Source organism: Endozoicomonas sp. ALB032, from assembly GCF_049310125.1.
GTDB lineage: Bacteria > Pseudomonadota > Gammaproteobacteria > Pseudomonadales > Endozoicomonadaceae > Endozoicomonas_A.
In genome coordinates this window covers 3,309,287-3,329,200 of record NZ_JBLYNW010000001.1, presented here as the reverse complement: position 1 = coordinate 3,329,200, position 19,914 = coordinate 3,309,287, and the positions used below count along the sequence as shown (strand labels likewise).

Below are 19,914 nucleotides of genomic sequence, written 5' to 3'. Positions count from 1 at the left end.
TCACCCTCCGGTGACGGGGGGAAAGAAAGCAATTTCGTCGCCTTCTTTTATTTCAAAATCCTTGCGGGTCATGGTCTGGTTCAAAGCCACCAGGGTGCGTGAGTCATTGACGACTTCCTGCCAGTCTTGCCCCTTTGCAGAGAGCAGACTTCGGAGTGCAGAAAGATTCTCTGGAATCTCTGCCAGCTCCAGTCTGTCTGTACCCAGCTTTTCCCGGTAGCTGGCAAAAAAAAGAACCTTAATCACCGGATTTACTCTCCTCTGGAAAAAGTCTGCTACTTTGAGAGTTCTACTCAATAACGTTCTACTAAAACAAGGCTGTATCTATGTCACCCATCGAAGCCAGACTCGACATACTGGAAATACAACATAAAAACCTGGACGCCGACGTGCATAGCCTCGCAAAGGTCTGTGCAGAAATCAAAAATATCGCCCTGACCAATCAGAGTGATATCACCGGATTAAAGCTTGATGTCGCAGACGTTATCAACGACATTGCTGATGTTAAAAATGATGTTGGGTCGGTTAAGGAACATGTCAATGCCTTAACCGCTGCAACTCATGCCGGCTTTATGAGAACCGACAAACGCTTTGATGAGATGGACGCCAGATTCACCGAGCGTATGGATCAAACGGATAAAACAATTAATCAAATGAACACTGAGCTCAATGAACGTATGGATCATATGGACTCAAAATTCACCAAGCGCATGGACCAGATGGACTCAAAATTCACAAAACGCATGGACCAGATGGACTCAAAATTCACCGAACGCATGGACCAGATGGATTCAAAGTTCGCCGAACGCATGGAGCAGATGGATGCCAAGTTCACTGAACGCTTTGAACAACTGGAATTATTAATCCGGCAACGACAACCCATTAACTAAAACCCGCAAAACCAGTGGCAGCTTCCTATGTTGCCACAGCCATCTACCCTGCTTTGTAGTGGCCGCCCTTGCCACCGCTTTTCTCAAGCACCCGCACACCTTCGATGCACATATCCTTATCCACCGCCTTGCACATGTCGTAGATCGTCAAAGCCGCCACTGAAGCTGCTGCCAGTGCTTCCATTTCAACACCGGTTTTACCGCTCAGGCGACAGCAGGTCTCAATACGTATGCGGTTTTGCTCTGGCTCAAGTTCAAATTCTACGCCAATGAAGTTAAGCATTAACGGATGACACAGAGGGATCAGGTTGCCACACTGTTTAGCAGCCTGAATACCGGCAATGCGTGCTACCGCCAGAACATCGCCTTTCTTGAGACCATTGTCGGCTACCAGTGCCAGCGTTTCTGGCTTCATCACCACGAAACCTTGTGCCCTGGCTTCACGCCGGGTGACATTTTTGTCACCCACGTCCACCATGCTGGCCTTGCCCTCTTCGTTGGTATGGGTGAGCGACATCAGCCTTCAACCTTTTTGAGTTGCTCGACAAAGTTGCAGGGGCGATGACGACGGTCCAACTGCTCTCTGATAATACCTTCCCAGGCAGTCTTGCAAGCGTTGTTAGAACCCGGCATCGCAAAAATGATGGTGCCATTGGCCAAGCCGGCAACGGTTCTCGACTGAATAGTAGAGGTACCCACCTGCTCATAGGAGAGTTGCCGGAACAGCTCGCCATAACCGTCTACCTCCTTGTCAAAAATGGGGAGTAAGGCTTCCGGTGTACTGTCACGGCCCGAAAAACCTGTGCCGCCAGTCACCAGAACGACCTGAACATGGTCTGAGGCGATCCAGCGGGATACGACTTCACGAATCTTGTAGATGTCGTCTTTGACAATGGCTTTGTCAGCCATTTTATGACCGGTGGCGGTCAGATTATCCACCAACAGTTGGCCGGAGGTATCTGTTTCCTCTGTGCGGGTATCAGAAACAGTCAGAACCGCAATATTCAGGGGTACTAATTCAGTTGCTTGCTTATGAGCCATCATGTCTCCGTTAATACCGTTAATCATTTCTCAAGCTTTTCCCCGCTCTTGGCTTTCAGGGCACGATGCCACTCATCGGGGGTGTTGGTGTTCTGGAAATACGCTGCCATTGGGGCAGGAAGCGGGACAGCCACACCCTGCAGACGATCAAACAGCCGTCCAAGTGAATAGTCTTGGTGATCCTGACTGCTCAGCGCACTATTGACGGCACTTCGTAGCTGGCTGTCGACAGGCAGGATAAGTGGCAGGGAAAAGGTTTCAAAGATAACCGCCCTGCCCAGCTCAGCTGCAGATAATACCAGCTTCCTGCAGGCTTCCGGTGGCAATAGAGGCATATCCACTGGTACCACTAAAAGGTTCACACCATCGGGTAGAGTGTCAATGGCCGCATGAACACCGCCAAGAGGTCCCCGGCCAGGTATTTTATCCACCAGCGCCCTGCTGCCAAACTGGTCACCACTGAGCAGTACTTTATCGATACCCGACTCATACAGCAGATTTTGCATATGTTGAAACAGGGGAATGTTCTGCCAGAGCAGACGAGCCTTGTCCTGCCCCATCCGGGAAGACTGGCCACCCGCCAGCACCAGTCCGATAGTTTGGGTCATATTCAGGCACCCTGACCATAAAACGTTTTGCCAGATGAACGGGTTGAGGATTCTACCAGTCTGTCCTGTAGAGGTTAAGGCTAAAAAGTTGCATAGCCCAAACCGGTAACCAAAAATGACTGGTCGTTTAAATCTGCTCTTTACCGAACCGATTCCGTGCCGCTAATTAAATTGATGGATTCCATCCTGCAGACTCCCGGGAGCGAAAAAAGACTTTCCCGGTCAATCAGGGAAGCATCAGAGACTGACATGCCCAGCATAGAAGAACACATAAGCCATCATCTGGGGCTCATCGACCAGGCTACTCAGGAAGGGCGGGCCTGCCGTGTCGCTATGGGCAGGGATGGTCGGCCAGTTGTAGAGACCTCCCCAAAAGAGTTTCTGAAGCAAGGCTCCTGGAAACTGTTACACCGGAGAAACGCAGAGGCTGAAAGAACGCTCAGGGAAATGATCATCGACGTTATTCGCAAGCCTGAGACTAGCTTATCTCTGCGAAAACAGGTCTTTGAAGGCGCCAAAGCCGGTCGATACGTCTTTTTTTCAGAAAGGGAAGCCAAAGTAATAGAAGAAAACGAAGCACTGATGTTACGCCCTGACCAAAAAAAAGAACCCGTTACCAGCAAACCTCTGCCAAAAAGAAAAGTCAAACTGCAGGATGCCATGAACTTCAAAGGACGGATCAGAGAGGTGTCCGGCAACCCGAAGAGGCACCGGTTTCCCGATGCCATGAAAAGCAGTGGCCCTGCCAGAGAGGTTAAAAAAAGGACACCTCCGGAAATCCCTGCTATTCCCTTTACGCCACCGACCATTACTGTTACTCCACCCGCTGAAGAGGCCCAACAGCCGGGTGAATCAACACCGATAGACTTCGAAGCAACGCCTGTGCTTCAGCAGCCGTCAGAAACCACAGACTCTTCGCCCATCACCGGCGGCATCCCCTACATACCGACACCGGTGGAAGTGCCGGAAGACCCGCCTGAGGCCCCGGTTTCTCCAATATCAAGACCTATCACTCTGGTCCCAATGGATTCGCTTGAACGCCCGGTCATTTTTCCGAAAGTGCCCCGGCTTATGCTCGAAGAGGCTCGAAAAGAGCTGGAGACAAAGCTGCCTGCAATCAATCTTGCCGACGCAGATCAGTTTCTCTGGTTGTACTACACCTGTGTGTTTCTCGAAGAACACACATCCGACGACTCGGATGAATTAAAAGCGCAGCTGGAGCAAAGCTTTGCCGCTGCCGGTCTGTCTAATCAATACAGAAAACGGCAAACCGAACAAATGTGGCAGGCGGTTCGCATGCTGAAAGCCGACTTGTCGCCCGAAGCGTTCACTGAATGCACGGATGAGATCAGTCAAATCAGCAGCCCCATGCGTTTCAGCCTTACCCAACACCTGGTCAGGGATATCAATCAACTCGGTTTTCGAAAACTGCCCTACCCCAACGGCGATCCGGCTAAAAAAATCGATGCATTTCAGCTGGAGTTTCTCGAGCAGGTTAAAGATACCGACGAATTAATGGAAGAGCTGGGCTTTGAAATCGAAGATCCCGATGAAAGTGACCACCCCCTGGAAGCCAGGGCAAAGCTGGTGGATGTCAGGGCACAGTTAGAGAACGAATTATTAACCTACAGCACCGAGCATGAGTCCTTTGCACAGTTGGTTGACCAGCTGGAAGAGGTTGATCCTGCTGCAATCAGACAGAAAATCGAAGATGGAATAACACTCACCGGGGAAGAATTACAGGCCATTATCGCAGCCAAAAAGCAGAAACTGGAAATAGCGCAGCGGCTGGGAAAAAAGTGGGGAGACTCCCTGCTGCTGGACGGACGTAACTGGCCAGACAGCTATTCCAGGCAAACGTTATCGAAACTTTATGATCTTGCCAGTCTGGACAGCCCGGCCATTAATGCCACTCTTACTGGCTGGATTCTGGATAAACATCAGCAGGCGGAATACCATCCACAAGTTATCATTGATGGTTCCGGCATCCATGGACTGCTGGCGGCGTTGACACAGGTTGAAGCTGGCGCCAATGTTACCCTGTTATTGAACCCGGAACCCGTCTTTGCTGCCAACGAGACAGTCCGGCTCGACCCGCAATGGATGGAAGCATTACGCTTTCATCTCGGTGCACAGTTTGACCTGCTGTTTACAAGCCTGCCAGACCCTGAACACCATTCTCCACAAAACACTGACAGCAGCTCAGGTCTGCTGCACCCGGACGGTTTTGGAGAAATTTCAGCGGGCACCCTGCATCAGGCTCTCTGGAACCAGGTCCTTGAGATGGCCGGGCCTGATGCGTCGCCCCTTAAAATGGTCGCCAATGCCCGGGTCGTCGATATTGAAGCGCCTGATCAGCAAAATACAAAATACCTTGTTCATCTGGAACATCGGAGCGAGCAGAACAGCCACAGGAACAAAGTCCCTGTGGACCTCCTGATCAATGCCCGGGAAGAGCCTGACGCTCCCAGCGCTGAATATCTGACAACAAAAACTGTCGATGATAAAAACCATAAGGCCGGAACTAACGGGCAAGCCAAGCCGCCAAAGCGTTTAGCCTGTCGGTGTGCATTTTCATTGCCCCTGGCTTCCGCTCTCAATGAACCTGCGCTAAGGAGCCCTTTCTACACGACGGTTACCGACTCGTCATTCAGCCAGTCTTTGGCCAAAAACATGCAGGAGAGACTGGGTCATATGGCGCCTGTCCTTCCTGGTATCAGAGAGAACATGCTCAACAGAATCCAGCTCAACCTGATCGAAAGGAAGGAAGATTTCGACAACAACAGCCAATATACAATCACTGGCGAATTGGAAAAGCTCTGCCTCTCACTTAAGAATGAACCGGTACCGTTGAAAATCTTTCACACTGAAAACCGGCACGTCATCCAGATTGACATGGAGCTACCTGCCCAACTGTGCCAGTTTCTTGAAATTGCCGATGCTTACCTGCAACACCATGACGCAACTACCCAAGAGGCAGCAGCCATTCGTCAGCAGATTATGGCGGCATGGTTTGAAACGGTGGTGGTGCATACAGAATTGCCTGAACGGGGCATCCAACCGGAACACCTGAGACTGGATTCCCTGTCTACTTTTGCACCGAAAAAGACAGCTCTTGATCCCGCCGTTGAGACCCTTGAGGCTGATAACAGCATGCTCACCATAACGGCCATTGGCCCTGCAGCCGTCAAAAACCCAATGTCTCCCGAAGCTAACCAGACCTCGGCCAGAGAACATATCTTCCAGTGTCAGGCGTTGACTGAAAAGCTGTCGGAGCACTACAGCCCGGAGGGTCATCTTAAGGACGCTGAAAACCTGCTGGAAGACGCAGAAGATATGGCACAAAAGTACTTATTACTGCAAAAATTCGTTTTTGAAGACGATTAATCCTGCAAGAACTTCATCCTTTATTAGACTTTAAGGTTCCTCTCCTACGAACACTAATAATTGAATGAGGTTGTATCATGTCCAGCCATCTGGAAAACACTACAGCATTGAAACAATGGACTGCAAGACTGGCTGTTCCCCTGTCGTTCTGTGCACTCCTTCTGGTGATCTCTTTGCCTCTTGAAGGTTTGACCGCTTATGGCCAGATTATGCTGGGCATTCTGGTTTTGGCGGTCATTCTCTGGGTAACAGAAGCTTTGGCTTACCCTATCAGTGCCCTGCTTATTGCTGCACTGGTTACCCTCCTGACAGGCATTGTCCCCAGCAGTGAAACCGGTGCAGTCCTGGGTACCAGTAAAGCACTGGGACTGGCGATGAAAGGCTTTTCATCGCCCAGCATCATTGTTATAGCCGGTGCACTGATCATGGCTGCCGCAATGCAGTCCACAGAGCTGGACAAACGTATCGCCCTGACCATTCTGTCACGCATTCGCCCCAGCCCCGGCGCTATTATTGCCGGCTGCCTTCTGGTCGGCGTGGTGTTTTCGTTTATGATTCCTTCACCCACTGGGCGTACGGCCGTTCAGGTTCCTATTCTGGCAGGGGTGATCGCGACACTGGGTCTTGACCCCAAAAGCCGTCTGGCAGCGGTATTGATTATGGGGGCCGCCCAGGTCAGCACAATATGGAACGTTGGTGTCATGACAGCCACCGGCCATAATGTGGCGGGCCTTGAGTTGATGCATGAACACACGGGCTTCACCATGACCTGGATTCAATGGTTGATCCATGCCGGTCCCTGGTCGGCCCTGATGACGGTAATCCTGTATTTTATTTTGAAAATGGAGGTCAAGGGGCACGCTTTGAAAGACGACATCGGCCAATGCCTGGACACCTCTTCCGACCCCTGGACCTCCCAACAGAAAAAGCTGGCACTTTTTACCGTTCTCCTGATCAGCCTCTGGGTGACCGAGGGCACGTTTCACCACATTACTGTTCCAGCCACCATGTTATTGATGTCCGTTTGTCTGCTGCTGCCCGGAATTGGGGTCTTTGAGAGCTGGAAAGATATTGAGAAGCGCATTCCCTGGGGCGTCATCGTCATGTTTGGCGTCAGCATCAGTCTCGGTCAGCAACTGGTGAGTACAGGCGCTGCTGCCTGGCTGGCAGAACGCTGTTTTTCATCCATGGAAATTCACACCATGTCGTTGGCCCTGCTGGTGTTCGTCATGACATTGTTTACTGTGGTCATGCATTTGGGCTTTGCTTCGGCAATGAGCCTGACCGTAGCATTACTGCCGGTATTCCTGGCTTTTGCCGACACCCTGCCAGACAGCATGATACATAACGCCATGGGGCTGGTGCTCATACAACTGTTTGCCGTGAGCTTTGGTATGATTCTGCCGGTGAACTCACCCCAGAACATGGTGGCCTATTCAACAGGCACCTTCCAGGCAAAAACATTTGCCCGGATCGGTTTGCTGCTGACTCTGGCTAGTCTGTTGACCTTTGTACTCTTCTCAATGACCTGGTGGCAGTGGACCGGACTCTTGTCTCCGACCCATTAACCAAAACAGGATAGAGTGTGAAGCCACCTATATCTTAAGTCGAAGATTTGCGGTAAGTTTCACACTCTCATACCAGCCGATTTCCAGCCTATGTCTTCACCAGCCCAAGAACCTTTCTGGCGCACCAAAAGCCTGAAAGCCATGACCCGTAATGAATGGGAGTCTCTTTGTGACGGCTGCGGGCGCTGTTGTCTGAACAAACTCATTGATGACAACACCGGCGAGATTCATGCCGTCGCGGTTTCCTGTAAATTACTGGATCCCACAACGGGTCGATGTCAAAACTACAAACATCGCCGCAAGTTTGTGCCCGACTGTATTATGCTCACCCCCGGAACCATGCAGGAACATCTCCCATGGCTGCCCGACAGCTGTGCATATCGGTTATTGCATGAGGGCTATGATCTACCTGAATGGCACCCTTTGATTACGGGTGATCCGGACTCAGTTCACAAGGCTGGTTTTTCAGTAAAAGGAAAACCTGTCGCATCCGAAGAAGACGTGCCAGACCCTTCGGATTGGTTTGATTACATTATTCGCACCGGATGACAGATAACTCCTGACTATCAGGCTTTCCCCATAAAGGCACTCATAATCTCGCGAGCCTCGTCCGACTGAAGTCGTTCAGCAAAAAGAGCGCCTTCATCGGTCAGTCTTTTCTCGACATCACTGCGGTAGGACTGTTTAAGCAGTTTTTTGGTGTATCTCAGTGCTTCTTTTGGCTTGGCGGCCAACTCTTCAGCCCTGGCCAGGGCATGTTCAAAGATATGATCAGTATCAACCGCTTCGTTGGCTATACCGTAATCCCGGGCCGTTTCTGCATCAAAAAAGTCCCCCAGCATAAGCAGTTCTGCGGCACGCTGATGACCCATCACCTGAGGCAGCAGAAGGCTGGAAGCCGCCTCCGGGACCAGGGCCAGGTTGACAAACGGTAATCTCAGCTTGGCGTTTTTAGCAATATAAACCAGGTCGCTGTGCAACAGCATCGTAACACCAACACCGACAGCGACACCGCTGACCGCTGCCACCAAGGGCTTTTCCAAAGCAACCAGTTGACGAAGGAACGTCATTACAGGGGAGTCGAGACCCAGACCCTGTTTCAGAAAGTCACCCAGATCATTGCCTGCCGTAAAGGCATCGGTGTATCCCTGAATCAGAACAACACGAACAGCATCATTCTTATCTGCATCGGCCAGTGCTTTGGCCATATCGGCATACATAGCACTGGTCAGGGCATTCTTTTTTTCCGGCCTGTTCATGGTCACAATCAAGACCGAACCATTTTGCTCAAGCACTACATTATTTTCAGACAAATTCATCACCTTTGAGAGTTGTTTTCTTATTTTCCTGAGTTCACTAATTTGAACACTAACCGCAGCCAGTCTCGGTAAATTGAGACCCGTATCTCGACCCAATTATTCTTTCCCAAGCTCCGCAAGGGAATGTATACCCCCTGAAAATCCGGGCTCTAAAATCTGTGGTAAGGTATGGGTTCCCACGCTTGGGTCCAGAGAGTTAAAAGCATGGGAGCCAGAGAAACTATAGACCAACGCCTCGACCCATCCTTAATAATGGTAAGGAAAACGAGAAAAGTCCCTGGATCTCTTTTCCAGAAAAGCATCACGTCCTTCCCTGGCTTCTTCCGTGCCATAGGCCAGCCGGGTCGCTTCGCCGGCAAACAACTGCTGGCCAACCATACCATCATCAGTCATGTTTAAGCCAAATTTCATCATGCGAACAGCTGTTGGTGATTTCTCGCCGATCATGCCTGCCCATTGCAGAGCCACTTCTTCCAGCGTTGCGTGAGGCACTACTTTATTGACCATGCCCATTTCAAAGGCCTCCTGAGCGGAGTAATCCAATCCCAGGAAAAAGATTTCGCGGGCCCGTTTTTGTCCGACCATTTTGGCCAGATAGGCTGAGCCATACCCCGAATCAAAGCTGGCTACATCCAGATCAGTCTGTTTGAAAATGGCGTGTTCTGCCGAAGCCAGTGTCAGGTCGCAGACAACATGCAGGCTGTGTCCACCTCCTGCGGCCCACCCGGGCACTACCGCCATCACCACCTTGGGCATAAACCGGATCAGTCGCTGCACTTCAAGAATGTGCAAACGCCCCAGACGGGCATGATCCTGCGCATCCTGAGGTATTCCCTCATACTTGTAGCCGTCTTTGCCACGCATACGCTGGTCGCCTCCGGAGCAGAAAGCCCAACCTCCATCTTTCGGGGATGGACCGTTGCCCGTCAGAATCACAACGCCTATATTGCTGGAGGTTCTCGCATGTTCGAGCGCCCGGAACAGTTCATCCACTGTCTGGGGTCGAAAAGCATTTCGACACTCGGGCCGGTTAAAAGCAATTCTCACGGTTCCCTGATGTCTGGCTCTGTGATAAGTAATGTCTTCAAATTCAAAGCCATCCACTTCCTGCCAATGTTCCGGATTAAAAATTTCAGAAACCATAGGACCTCCCGAGACACACAGACCGTAGCGACAAAAGATTTTAGCGAACAATTGTCGTATAACAGCCAGGCAGTGCCATTAAATAATCCATAAAAAAGCCGTGATTCAGAAGCCTTGCGGATTGACTGAAGCATAGCCCTGTCTAAAAGTTATGAAAAACCTTTACCATGGGTTGGTGTCTGTCAATAAGGCAATATCCAGGAGAGTTTTTCATAAAAATCGGATATGATCTGCGAATATTTCACAATACATAAAAGCCTGACCCACTTAAGAGCCTCAGGATATAACAGAAAAAATACTCATGGAGTTATAACAATGGCCACGGTGCAAGAAATCTTTGATGAAATGCCCAACCGTTTTGATGCCATTGCCGCAGTAGGGCAAAAACTGATTTTTCAGTTTGATATTACGGACGGGGATAGTTATCACATTACCATCAATGACGGCACTTGTCGTGTGGTCAAGGGCACCAGTAATGACCCCAGTGTCACCTTAATCACAGACACTGAATCTTTTGTCGGTATCATGACCGGTAAACTGGATGGCATGCAGGCCTTCATGGCTGGCAAGGTTCGCACTGAAGGCAATATGATGCTGGCTACCAGGCTCAACGACTTTTTTCGCAACGAATGACCTTCTCCGGAGTTAATGGCCTCTCGACCTGTTGGAAATCAGCAGGTCTCTCCCTCTCTATCGGCACTTCTGTTTGATTGGTATCATAGTACCCAATTTCGCATAAGTAGCTATTTTCAATTCCTTTCCAATCGTGAGTGCAGTTTATGAGTGATCAGTCTCTGGTTTCGGACTTTAAACAGGCCATGCAGGAACTAGCAGCCTCCGTCAACGTCATTACTTCACAACATGACGGATCAAGAAACGGTCTTACGGCCACAGCCGTATGCTCTTTATCCATGGAACCGGCTTCCATGCTGGCTTGTATCCATGAAGACGTACAGACACTGGCAGAAATCAGAGCCAGCGGTTATTTCTGTATCAATGTTCTGAGCGCAGACCAGCAAAATGTATCTGATGTATTTGCCGGCAGTTCAGGTGCCAGAGGCGAGCAGCGATTCCTGGAAGCAGGAGACTGGACAACGTCTCAATACGGAGCACCCATGCTGGATGAAGCTTTGGCCAGCGTCGTCTGTGAACTGCAGGAAATCAATAAGTCCGGTACCCATCATATTTGTATTGGCCATGTTCGCGAAGTTCGCCTGAACCGGGGCTCATTGCCACTGGTTTATGCCCGGCAACAATACAGCACTCTGACCGATCTGTCTGAAGCAGAAAGAGCTGCCTGAATATGAGAATTCTCACGATAGCAACGCCATCTATCCTGATAGAAATCCACCCACAAAAACATAAAAGTCCATGAGCCGTATTCAACATACTCTCGCAGCGATCGACAAGCTGCATGAACAAGACCCTGAAACCTTCGAAGGTAAAGCCAAAGAACTGATCTATGCAGAGAATATGTCTGCATGGCTCCATAAGTTAAGCCCGGATGCTTCTGAAGAATTGCAGATTGCTGTTCGCAGCCAGCATCTCTGCCGTTGGGAAATTCCGCGCTCAGAATTCCCGATGGATCGCCCCGGATACCTTAAATGGCGAACCGAACTGGGCAAGCTGCACGCCCGAAAAGCAATAGCGGTCATGCAGGAGAATGGTTACAGTGAAGAGAGTTGCAAGCAGACCGAAAGTATCATTCGCAAACTTGGTATCAAACGCAATGCCGAAGCACAGACCCTTGAAGACTGCGCCTGTCTGGTATTTATTGAAACCGACTTTCTGAACTTTGCCGGGAAGCACCCGGAAGATAAAGTTATTCGAATTGTCCAGAAGACCTGGGCCAAAATGTCAGAACAGGCTCACCGGGAAGCCCTTGCACTGGATCTGCCTGCTGAAGCAGTGAGCCTGATTCAGAAAGCTCTGACTTAGAAAGGATTTCAATGAGCATACGTCTTGGCAAGTTTATTCGGGAAGCCTTCTTAACGCTGCTAATCGGTGTTGCAGTCATGACGGCATACAACGTCTATCTGCAAAAAGATATGCCTTCAGGCAAGGCTCCAGAGCTGCGTGCAATCCCCATAAACGGAGAAGCAGTCGACCTTTACACACTGTCTGAGGAAAAGCCCGTCCTGCTTTATTTCTGGGCCAGCTGGTGCCGGGTCTGTCACTGGGTCAGCCCTGCGGTGAGTGATTTGTCAGAAGAGTATCAGGTCGTTAGCGTGGCCCTGGCCTCGGGCAACAATGAGAGAGTAGCGCGATACCTTAATGCTAAAGATTTGCACTTTTCCGTCATTAATGATCCGCAGGGCTCTGTCAGCAGAGCCTGGAATGTCAGCGTGACGCCGTCTATTTTCATCATCAGAAACGGTGAAATCAAAACCATTACAACAGGCTACACCAGCAAGGCAGGAATGCTGGCAAGGTTGTGGATAAATCAATAGCTTATCTAAGCATTTGGTAATTACCTTTGATCCAAAATCACGGTTTCAGGATAATGGCTGTTTAGAATGACTCGTTTCTCAGCCATGAAATACCTACGATACCTGACAATAGGAACCTTGCTCCTCCTGATGTCGGGTTGTACCACGCAGAACAACTTATCGTCACCAGAAGTTTCTCTGCCAGCGGCCTTTTCTCAATCCGGCAATGAAGCTAGGTACAGCCTCTGGTGGCAAAGCTTCAATGACCCCCAGCTCAATACTCTTATTGAAAAAGCACTGACCGATAATTTCAGTCTGAAAGCGGCAACGGACAGGCTTCGTCAGGCTGAAGCCGCTGCCAGACAATCTGGAGCAGCATCACTTCCCAATGTTGATGCGACCTTCGCAGGCAGCCGAACCCGTCAGTCTTCCAATAATATGGAGCAATTTCAGATCGGATTGATGGCCAGTTATGAAATTGATCTCTGGTCACGCCTGACAGCCAATGAAGCCTCTGCAGAATTCGATTTTCTCGCCAGCCGAGAAGCACTGGCCATTGCAACAATAACATTGTCGTCTGAAGTAGCCCGTCACTGGTATGAATTGGTCACCCAGCAAACTCTGATCAAACTCTATCACCAGCAGATTGAAAATCTGACCCGTCAGCTGTCAGTGATTGAACTGCGATTCCGATACGGTCAGACACAGGCAGAAGACCTGCTGCAACAGCAACAGCTTCTGGAAAATCTTAAGGCTAAAAAACTCGCCGCCGGGCATCAGAAGCAACTGACCTCCCGACAGTTGGCGCTTCTGATTGGGACAAGCACTCTGCCCTCAATCGATATTCCGGAAACCCCGGAGCTGAAACCTCTTCCTGCTACCGGCTTGCCAGCTGACCTACTGAGTCGTCGCCCGGATCTGAAACAGGCCTGGTTTAATGTCGAGCGTCAAAACCAGCAATTAATAATGGCCGAAGCCAACCGGCTACCTCAGATCAATCTCACGGCCTCAGTGTTATCCACCAGCTCAAACTTCTCTTCTCTGATGAATGATTGGGCAGCCAATCTGGCGGCCGGACTGATAGGCCCACTCTTTGACGGCGGGATGCGTAAAGCTGAAGTCGATCGTCGACAAGCTGCTTTAAGCGAATCTCTGAACACTTACTCTCAAGCAGTTCTCGAAGCCTTTACGGAAGTAGAAACCACACTGACTCGCGAACAGTCCGTGCACCAGCACCTAGAGAGTATTGACAAACAATTGTCGTTAGCTTTGAAGGCAGAACAGTTCAAACTCACCCGATATCAGAATGGTGACAGCACTTTTCTTGAAGTGTTAACCGCACAAAACAGCAGACTGGATCTGGAACAACAGAAACTGATTAGCAAGGGCAATCTTCTGGCCGCGCGAATTCAACTTTACCGAGCTCTGGCAGGTGATCTGAACATAGAAAAGCTCGTCCGGCATGGAAGCATGGCAAGCACTGAACAAGACAAGGCTCTGCTCACACACTGATATGAAAATGAATCCCCCCATCCAACACCTGAAAAAACCTGCTGCTCCTCTATTGATCCTTGTTATCTCGGTTATTGCAGCATGGTTGCTGATGACGACCTCCCCCAAAGCCGGTCGTGCCGAACCCGGGAAAAAAGCCCAAATGGTGGAAACGGTTACCGTTGAACAACAAACCGTCAACATTCGTGTCAGGGGTCTGGGTACCGTTATCCCCAGTCAGCGGGTCACTCTTTATCCTGAGATCAGTGGCAGGGTCGACGGTATCCTTGATGGTCTGGTGCCCGGCTCCCGTGTCAGGAAAGGTGAGCTGCTTGTGGCTCTGGATCAGGATGAATATCAGATTCTTGTTCGGGAACAGGAAGCCGCTGTCGCTCAGGCATGGTCGGAATTGAAGCTGGAGCAGGGACAGCAGAATATCGCCCGGCAGGAGTACGAACTGACAGGCAATACGCTCTCTCCGGAAGAAGAAGCCCTGGTCCTTCGGCAACCTCAACTGGAAGCCGCCAAAGCAGCCTTAAGTCAGGCTCAGGCGAATCTGGATCAGGCAAAACTGAACCTTGGAAGAACACACATAACAGCTCCGTTTGATAGCCAGATCATCAGCAACACTATTCACCCCGGCAGTCAGGTTAACAACAGCACCGCTTTGATGGTGCTGATCTCTACTGACCGCTTCTGGATCGAAATGGAAGTGCCTGCCGGTCAATTGCAATGGCTGAATTTTGCCAACGAAGACCCTGCCGGTAGTGCGGTGAAAATCACCAGCCCGGATTGGGGTACGGAGTCCCGTCAGGGAACACTGATCTCCGTATCTCCGGAACTGAACGACGGTTCTCTGATGGCAAAAGTCATTATTGAGATTGAGGACCCGCTGGCTCAACGAGAAGAGAATAACGATAAACCTCCCGTCATGATTAATGACCTGCTCCGAGCAGAGATCCTGGGCAAAAAAGTGGACAATGCCTTTGTCGTGCCTGAAGCACTGATAAGAAACAGCCATCAGGTCTGGCTGTTAACCCGGGATAACAGTCTTGAGATTCGTACCCTCTCACCTGTATACCGTGATTCCGAAAAAGCGATCCTGCTTTCTGGTCTTGAAGATGGTGACCAACTGGTCAGCTCCTCGCTGATTGCCCCTGTCGATGGCCTGCCCTTGCGAAGAACTGAAAAGCCTTTTGTTGCAGGTAAGCAGCCATGAACGAAAATAAAGGCGCTATCGCGTGGATGGCCCGTGACAAAATCACTCCGAATCTCCTGATGCTCTTTCTGATTATCGGCGGCCTGTTTGTCACCTGGGGCATCAAGAAAGAAATTATGCCGGAATTCAATGTTGATCGGATCGAGGTCGCTGTCAGTTATTCGGGAGCAACACCCGAAGAGATCGATCTGGGTATTGTACTGCCTGTTGAAAATGCCATCCGGGGCATTGAAGGCATTGATGAGATCAACTCAACTTCGGTTTCAGGCTCAGCCTCAATCACCGTCAAAGTAATGGAAGGGTATGATGCCAACCAGATGCTTCAGGAAATTGATCAGGCAGTAAACCGGCTCACCACGCTGCCGGAAGAATCTGAAAAACCAAGGATATCCGTCAAGAGTCGTAAAAGAGAAGTCATGGAAATCATGATCTACGGTGATGTCGACAAGCGGATTTTGCGTACTCTGGCAGAAAACGTTCGCGACCGTTTACTGCAAGACCCCGGACTCACCCAGATTGAGCTGGATATGGAACCAGGGCATGAGATTCAGATCAGTATCGACCAAGATCAGCTTCAACGTTATGAATTGACTCTGGGAGAGGTCTCCGAAGCTATCAGTCAACAGGCATTCGATCAAACTTCCGGAGAAATTAACGCTATCGGGGGCGACATCAGTGTAAGGGTTCAGGAACGTCGTGAACAGGTTGACACTTTTCGTGATGTTCCGATCAAATCAATGACCAGTGGCAGCACCCTGAAACTGGGAGACATTGCCACACTCAGCCATGAATTCGACGATGACGGAATGGAAGCACGTTATAACGGTCAGCTGGCAGCCGGACTGACTGTTTACCGTGTAGGAGAACAAACGCCCATCGGTGTATCGGATACCGTAAGAAATATTCTGCCTGAGATAAGGGCGGAACTGCCTCCCGGAGTGAGCATCGATATCACCGATGATGACTCGGTAAACTTCAAAAACCAGATGAACCTGCTTTTGAAAAATGCATTCCTGGGGCTGCTACTGGTGCTGGTTCTTCTAAGCCTGTTTCTGGAGTACCGCCTGGCCTTCTGGGTCACCATGGGGATTCCGACATCCTTTCTTGGAGCAATGCTATTACTGCCCGGAATGGATGTTTCCATCAACATTATTTCCATGTTTGCCTTTATCATCGCCCTTGGAATTGTGGTGGATGATGCCATTATTGCCGGTGAAAACATCTATCATCGTCGTCAGGAAGGAATGAGTTTTTCCAGAGCAGCTATTCTTGGCGCCAGAGACGTCGCCGTACCACTGACGTTCAGTATCCTAACCAATATGGTAGCCTTTCTCCCGATTCTGACCCTGCCCGGAATGCTGGGTAAGCTACAGCAGGCCACTCCGCTGGTGGTCATCAGCGTATTCGCTATTTCATGGATCGAGGCCCTTTTTATTCTCCCTGCCCATCTGGGGCAAACGAAAGACAGGCCAAAAGGTAAAGCAGGTCAATGGCTGGACAGCGTTCAACAAAGTACCAACAAACTTCTAATGTCGTTTATAAACACAAGATACAAGCCAGCACTAAACAGCATTCTTAATCATAAATACCTGTCACTTTCCGTTGCCCTGGCTATTGTAGTGCTGGTTGGAGCATGGCAAGCCAGCGGCAGGCTGGGCTTTTATCTGATGCCCAGAACCGATGCCAGCTTTGTCAGGGTCATCGCGACCCTCCCATACGGTAGTCCAGACAGTAAAATCAGGGAAACTCTGGCAATCATTGAAGCTGGCGCTCAGAAGCTGGCCCGGGAAAATGGCGGCGATAAACTGGTTAGCGGCCTTACAACCATCATTGAGAACGAGGTGATCAGAGTTTCTCTGAACCTGACGGCTCCTGATGTACGTCCAATCAATACGGCTGAAGTTGCCAGACTCTGGAGGAAAGCCAATGGTGAAATGAACGGCCTGCTGAGTATCACTTACACAACGACGGGTCATGGACCGGGAGGTGATCCTGCCCTGACCGTTGAACTGAGCCACAGCGACACTGAAGTTCTTAGTCAGGCCAGTGAATTCCTCTCACGGCAACTGCAACAGTTTGGCGGAGTCACAGATATCTCCAGTAGTTTTGCCAGTGGTAATCCTCAGCTGGATATCCGTATCAGTCAGGAAGGCATGGCAATGGGACTCACTGCTGATGATATTTCAAAGCAGTTGCGCAATGCTCTCTTTGGAGTCACTGCTATAAAACAACAGGAAGGAAGAAACGAAGTTTCGGTAAAAGTCATGTTGAACGAAGCACTGAGACAGAGTGAAGCCGACCTTCTCAACATGATGATTCGTACTGACGACGGCAACTATATTCCTCTGACTCGTGTCGCAACCGTAGACCATAGCATTGCACCATCAACTGTCATCCGCAGGGATGGTAACAGAACCGTTGATATTACCGCAGAAGTGAACCCCAGAGGCTCTACACCTCAGATCATCAGCTCTTTGCAAAAAAATGTGTTTGACGAGCTTTTGGCAAAGTATCCGGGACTGCAAATCGACCTGGGAGGAGACCAGAAACGTGCGGCAAAAAGCATGAGCGCACTGCTGAAGTCGAGCCTGCTGGCCATGCTTCTGATCTACGCTCTGCTGGCTATACCTTTTCAGAGCTTTACCCAGCCGCTGCTGGTCATGGCAGCTATTCCCTTTGGACTGGTAGGTGCTTTCCTGGGTCATATGATACTGGGTTACACCCTGAGTATGATCAGTTTTATGGGCGTTATAGCACTCTGTGGTGTTGTAGTGAACGACAGCCTTATTCTACTCACTACTTACAACAAGCACAGAAAAGATGGTAAAGATTGGCGAGAAGCGATTAATAAGGCCGCAACCCGACGATTCCGCCCCATTATCCTGACGACACTGACCACTTTTGGCGGCTTAGCTCCGATGATTTTCGAAACATCCCGTGAAGCTCAAATGCTCATCCCCATGGCGATCTCCCTGGGCTTTGGTATTCTCTTTGCCACATTTATCACTCTGGCCATCATTCCCTGTCTGATTGGCGTTGGGCACGATATCAAAAGCCGGTTTAAGTGGGAGGCAGGGCAAGCTTATTGATGTAAACCGAAACAATGCCTTAGCAGCCTGTCGGACTTAAGCGTCCGTAGCGAGGATTGCAAGAAATTGAGGATAAAAATCTCTGTTTCTGAGGAGAATAGCGAGCTATTTGACGAAGAAACAGGGATTTTTAGACCAATTTATTGCAACCGCACGACTGCATGGATGCAGGAGCTAGAGCAACGCAGGAGCAGTTGCCGAGTAGGACAGTCTTAAGTCCGACAGGCTGCTTAGGTCTCTGAACCAAAAATCGCCATTTCTTGTGGCTTTCCTGGTCTATCCTTCCTCCCTGTAAACCAGAAGGCAAGGATAGGATGATTAAACATTCACGCTTTGCAACACTACTGTTGCTTTCGTTGTCTGTCATCGGCCAGGCCGAGGCGTTGACAAGACGTTTTGTTGTCGAGCTTCAACCTGATTCAGGTTCTCCTTACCAGAGCTTTTCTATTAAGCCAAACCACCCTGCCTTGTCGGGCAACACATCCGATATTGCTGACGCAAGCCTCTGTGCAGGATCAGATTCGCCCACTGAAGAAAAGCGACACACTCCGTATGATTACGGGATAAAAACAACCATCATTGAATCAATTTCGTGGCAATGGCTTTACGCCACGAAGCTGCTGATTGCTCATGAAATGATCCTTCACACCCAGGACAGCCCTCTATACTCCACATGGCCACCTGTAGAAGCATTTATCACTGTCGGCCTGCTTCTGAAAAGCTATTGGAACCCCGATTCACCCGCGTTTAACCCGATGGGACAACAAGAGGCTGCATTGATGTTGACACAGGAGGAGTATCCATTTGTGATCAACACCATGGCCTCTGACTCAGGAGCTGACCAACAACATGACCAAAAACATGGCCAGCCAGCAGCATCATCCAACCAACAAGCTTCAGGGACAACCACCCGGCTTAGAGGCACTATTACCAGTCACCCGCCTTCTGACTCTGGCGACGGTAATGGAGACCCTGAACACCAGCAGCACACTTTCGGTTTAAATTGTTTGGCAGATAGCTGTAATGGCGTTTGTAAATTCCGACAATCAGGAGCAAGACCGAAACAATGGTCAAGGCTCAATGAAGATTCCGATCGACAGAGCGTCCCTTCCAGAAAAGTCAGGCTCTCCTCTTCGCTTACCCGGTTGCCACCCACCTCCCTCCCGGCAACGACAGCACAGGCGCTGCCGGTTTACCAAAACAGAGACAACACCGGGCAACAAACCTGTCACAGAATAGTGGTCGGGCCCAATGGTCGTCTGATGCTGTGCGGGACAATCTGCCAAAATGCCCAAATTCTGATGGATCACAAAAGAAGATTTCACCAAAATACCTGTTACGAAACAATGATCGGGCCGAACGGTCAGCTGCGGCGATGCGGATCGGTCTTCCAAGATGCCAGAACCATGATGCATCACAAAGCAAGGTGTCACCCCGGGCAAAGATTCTGTGACATAACAGTGGTCAGGCAGGATGGTCAGCAGAGGCCATGCGCAAAGCTCTTCCCCAATAGCCAGAGTCTGTCGGTTCACAAAAGCAGATGCCACCGACATACCTGCGAAGTAATAGTGGCCTGGCCCGATAATCAACGGAGGCCATGCGGGCGTCACTTTAGAAGCGCCCAAGACCTGATGACCCACAAAAGAACCCATCAAAGACTCGGGCCTGTAGCCTTAAAAAGGCTAAGAGCCATAAAGAAAGCTTTTTTTATCTCGAGGCAAAAATGACTA

General features: G+C 50.1%; 18 protein-coding genes. 12 read left to right on the top strand and 6 right to left on the bottom strand.

Annotation, left to right across the window (positions count from 1 at the left end; all coding sequences use genetic code 11):
- Complete coding sequence (gene moaD / locus ACO6VG_RS12325) at positions 1–246, bottom strand: molybdopterin converting factor subunit 1 (protein ID WP_422132547.1); 246 nt, start codon at positions 244–246, stop codon at positions 1–3.
- 80 nt (positions 247–326) lie between these two features.
- Here moaD and ACO6VG_RS12320 point away from each other — a divergent pair, with 80 nt between their 5' ends.
- Positions 327–890, top strand: a complete 564-nt coding sequence (locus tag ACO6VG_RS12320; RefSeq protein ID WP_422137232.1) for an MYG1 family protein — start codon at positions 327–329, stop codon at positions 888–890.
- Positions 891–933: 43 nt separating this feature from the next.
- On the opposite strand, the gene moaC is transcribed toward ACO6VG_RS12320, so the two are convergent.
- Genes moaC through mobA form a run of 3 tightly spaced genes read right to left on the bottom strand, consistent with a single transcriptional unit; the run spans position 934 to position 2,539 of the window.
- Positions 934–1,410: a cyclic pyranopterin monophosphate synthase MoaC gene (gene moaC, locus ACO6VG_RS12315; RefSeq protein WP_422476285.1), complete on the bottom strand. Its 477-nt coding sequence runs from the start codon at positions 1,408–1,410 to the stop codon at positions 934–936.
- Complete coding sequence (moaB, locus tag ACO6VG_RS12310; protein ID WP_422476283.1) at positions 1,407–1,931, bottom strand: molybdenum cofactor biosynthesis protein B; 525 nt, start codon at positions 1,929–1,931, stop codon at positions 1,407–1,409. Before moaB ends, moaC begins: the two co-directional genes overlap by 4 nt.
- A gap of 23 nt (positions 1,932–1,954) precedes the next feature.
- On the bottom strand, positions 1,955–2,539 hold the full coding sequence (gene mobA, locus ACO6VG_RS12305) for a molybdenum cofactor guanylyltransferase (protein WP_422474159.1): 585 nt from the start codon (positions 2,537–2,539) through the stop codon (positions 1,955–1,957).
- A 174-nt stretch (positions 2,540–2,713) separates the two neighbouring features.
- Between mobA and ACO6VG_RS12300 the strand changes: the two genes are divergently transcribed.
- The 3 genes from ACO6VG_RS12300 to ACO6VG_RS12290 all read left to right on the top strand — a co-directional run bounded on the left by ACO6VG_RS12300 (position 2,714) and on the right by ACO6VG_RS12290 (position 8,043).
- A complete protein-coding gene (locus ACO6VG_RS12300; protein ID WP_422474157.1) occupies positions 2,714–5,926 on the top strand; it encodes a hypothetical protein in 3,213 nt (1,070 codons plus the stop codon).
- Between the two features lie 77 nt (positions 5,927–6,003).
- A complete protein-coding gene (locus tag ACO6VG_RS12295) occupies positions 6,004–7,494 on the top strand; it encodes an SLC13 family permease (protein ID WP_422132543.1) in 1,491 nt (496 codons plus the stop codon).
- Positions 7,495–7,584: 90 nt separating this feature from the next.
- A complete protein-coding gene (locus ACO6VG_RS12290) occupies positions 7,585–8,043 on the top strand; it encodes a YcgN family cysteine cluster protein (RefSeq protein WP_422137227.1) in 459 nt (152 codons plus the stop codon).
- Between the two features lie 17 nt (positions 8,044–8,060).
- Here ACO6VG_RS12290 and ACO6VG_RS12285 read toward each other — a convergent pair whose 3' ends face one another.
- Positions 8,061–8,807, bottom strand: coding sequence for an enoyl-CoA hydratase-related protein (locus ACO6VG_RS12285; RefSeq protein ID WP_422132541.1), 747 nt, complete (start codon positions 8,805–8,807; stop codon positions 8,061–8,063).
- A gap of 252 nt (positions 8,808–9,059) precedes the next feature.
- Complete coding sequence (locus ACO6VG_RS12280; protein WP_422474155.1) at positions 9,060–9,956, bottom strand: 1,4-dihydroxy-2-naphthoyl-CoA synthase; 897 nt, start codon at positions 9,954–9,956, stop codon at positions 9,060–9,062.
- A gap of 225 nt (positions 9,957–10,181) precedes the next feature.
- On the opposite strand from ACO6VG_RS12280, the gene ACO6VG_RS12275 reads away from it, so the two are divergent.
- The 8 genes from ACO6VG_RS12275 (at position 10,182) to ACO6VG_RS12240 (ending at position 19,911) form a co-directional block, all read left to right on the top strand.
- Positions 10,182–10,589, top strand: a complete 408-nt coding sequence (locus ACO6VG_RS12275; RefSeq protein WP_422474153.1) for an SCP2 sterol-binding domain-containing protein — start codon at positions 10,182–10,184, stop codon at positions 10,587–10,589.
- A gap of 146 nt (positions 10,590–10,735) precedes the next feature.
- The gene (locus tag ACO6VG_RS12270) at positions 10,736–11,257 is read left to right on the top strand and encodes a flavin reductase family protein (protein ID WP_422137223.1); all 522 of its coding nucleotides are present in this window, start codon (positions 10,736–10,738) and stop codon (positions 11,255–11,257) included.
- Between the two features lie 70 nt (positions 11,258–11,327).
- Positions 11,328–11,894, top strand: coding sequence for a DUF4202 domain-containing protein (locus tag ACO6VG_RS12265; RefSeq protein WP_422137222.1), 567 nt, complete (start codon positions 11,328–11,330; stop codon positions 11,892–11,894).
- A gap of 11 nt (positions 11,895–11,905) precedes the next feature.
- Positions 11,906–12,406 carry a protein disulfide oxidoreductase gene (locus ACO6VG_RS12260; protein ID WP_422474151.1) on the top strand — a complete coding sequence of 167 codons (501 nt, stop codon included), beginning with the start codon at positions 11,906–11,908 and terminating at the stop codon, positions 12,404–12,406.
- A 66-nt stretch (positions 12,407–12,472) separates the two neighbouring features.
- Complete coding sequence (locus ACO6VG_RS12255; RefSeq protein WP_422132535.1) at positions 12,473–13,897, top strand: efflux transporter outer membrane subunit; 1,425 nt, start codon at positions 12,473–12,475, stop codon at positions 13,895–13,897.
- Between the two features lie 7 nt (positions 13,898–13,904).
- The gene (locus ACO6VG_RS12250) at positions 13,905–15,095 is read left to right on the top strand and encodes an efflux RND transporter periplasmic adaptor subunit (protein ID WP_422137219.1); all 1,191 of its coding nucleotides are present in this window, start codon (positions 13,905–13,907) and stop codon (positions 15,093–15,095) included.
- Positions 15,092–18,184, top strand: a complete 3,093-nt coding sequence (locus tag ACO6VG_RS12245) for an efflux RND transporter permease subunit (RefSeq protein WP_422474149.1) — start codon at positions 15,092–15,094, stop codon at positions 18,182–18,184. The genes ACO6VG_RS12250 and ACO6VG_RS12245 overlap by 4 nt, the downstream gene beginning before the upstream one ends.
- Positions 18,185–18,498: 314 nt before the next feature.
- On the top strand, positions 18,499–19,911 hold the full coding sequence (locus ACO6VG_RS12240; RefSeq protein WP_422474147.1) for a hypothetical protein: 1,413 nt from the start codon (positions 18,499–18,501) through the stop codon (positions 19,909–19,911).
- Positions 19,912–19,914: the final 3 nt, after the last annotated feature.

What these genes read in the sequence shown, in the direction of transcription:
- ACO6VG_RS12275 (WP_422474153.1), top strand. Translation starts at nt 10,182, where the DNA reads ATGATCTGCGAATATTTCACAATACATAAAAGCCTGACCCACTTAAGA.
- ACO6VG_RS12280 (WP_422474155.1), bottom strand. Translation starts at nt 9,956, where the DNA reads ATGGTTTCTGAAATTTTTAATCCGGAACATTGGCAGGAAGTGGATGGC.
- ACO6VG_RS12290 (WP_422137227.1), top strand. Translation starts at nt 7,585, where the DNA reads ATGTCTTCACCAGCCCAAGAACCTTTCTGGCGCACCAAAAGCCTGAAA.
- ACO6VG_RS12295 (WP_422132543.1), top strand. Translation starts at nt 6,004, where the DNA reads ATGTCCAGCCATCTGGAAAACACTACAGCATTGAAACAATGGACTGCA.
- ACO6VG_RS12320 (WP_422137232.1), top strand. Translation starts at nt 327, where the DNA reads ATGTCACCCATCGAAGCCAGACTCGACATACTGGAAATACAACATAAA.
- ACO6VG_RS12270 (WP_422137223.1), top strand. Translation starts at nt 10,736, where the DNA reads ATGAGTGATCAGTCTCTGGTTTCGGACTTTAAACAGGCCATGCAGGAA.
- ACO6VG_RS12245 (WP_422474149.1), top strand. Translation starts at nt 15,092, where the DNA reads ATGAACGAAAATAAAGGCGCTATCGCGTGGATGGCCCGTGACAAAATC.
- ACO6VG_RS12255 (WP_422132535.1), top strand. Translation starts at nt 12,473, where the DNA reads ATGACTCGTTTCTCAGCCATGAAATACCTACGATACCTGACAATAGGA.
- ACO6VG_RS12240 (WP_422474147.1), top strand. Translation starts at nt 18,499, where the DNA reads ATGATTAAACATTCACGCTTTGCAACACTACTGTTGCTTTCGTTGTCT.
- moaB (WP_422476283.1), bottom strand. Translation starts at nt 1,931, where the DNA reads ATGGCTCATAAGCAAGCAACTGAATTAGTACCCCTGAATATTGCGGTT.
- ACO6VG_RS12260 (WP_422474151.1), top strand. Translation starts at nt 11,906, where the DNA reads ATGAGCATACGTCTTGGCAAGTTTATTCGGGAAGCCTTCTTAACGCTG.
- mobA (WP_422474159.1), bottom strand. Translation starts at nt 2,539, where the DNA reads ATGACCCAAACTATCGGACTGGTGCTGGCGGGTGGCCAGTCTTCCCGG.
- ACO6VG_RS12265 (WP_422137222.1), top strand. Translation starts at nt 11,328, where the DNA reads ATGAGCCGTATTCAACATACTCTCGCAGCGATCGACAAGCTGCATGAA.
- ACO6VG_RS12300 (WP_422474157.1), top strand. Translation starts at nt 2,714, where the DNA reads ATGGATTCCATCCTGCAGACTCCCGGGAGCGAAAAAAGACTTTCCCGG.
- ACO6VG_RS12250 (WP_422137219.1), top strand. Translation starts at nt 13,905, where the DNA reads ATGAATCCCCCCATCCAACACCTGAAAAAACCTGCTGCTCCTCTATTG.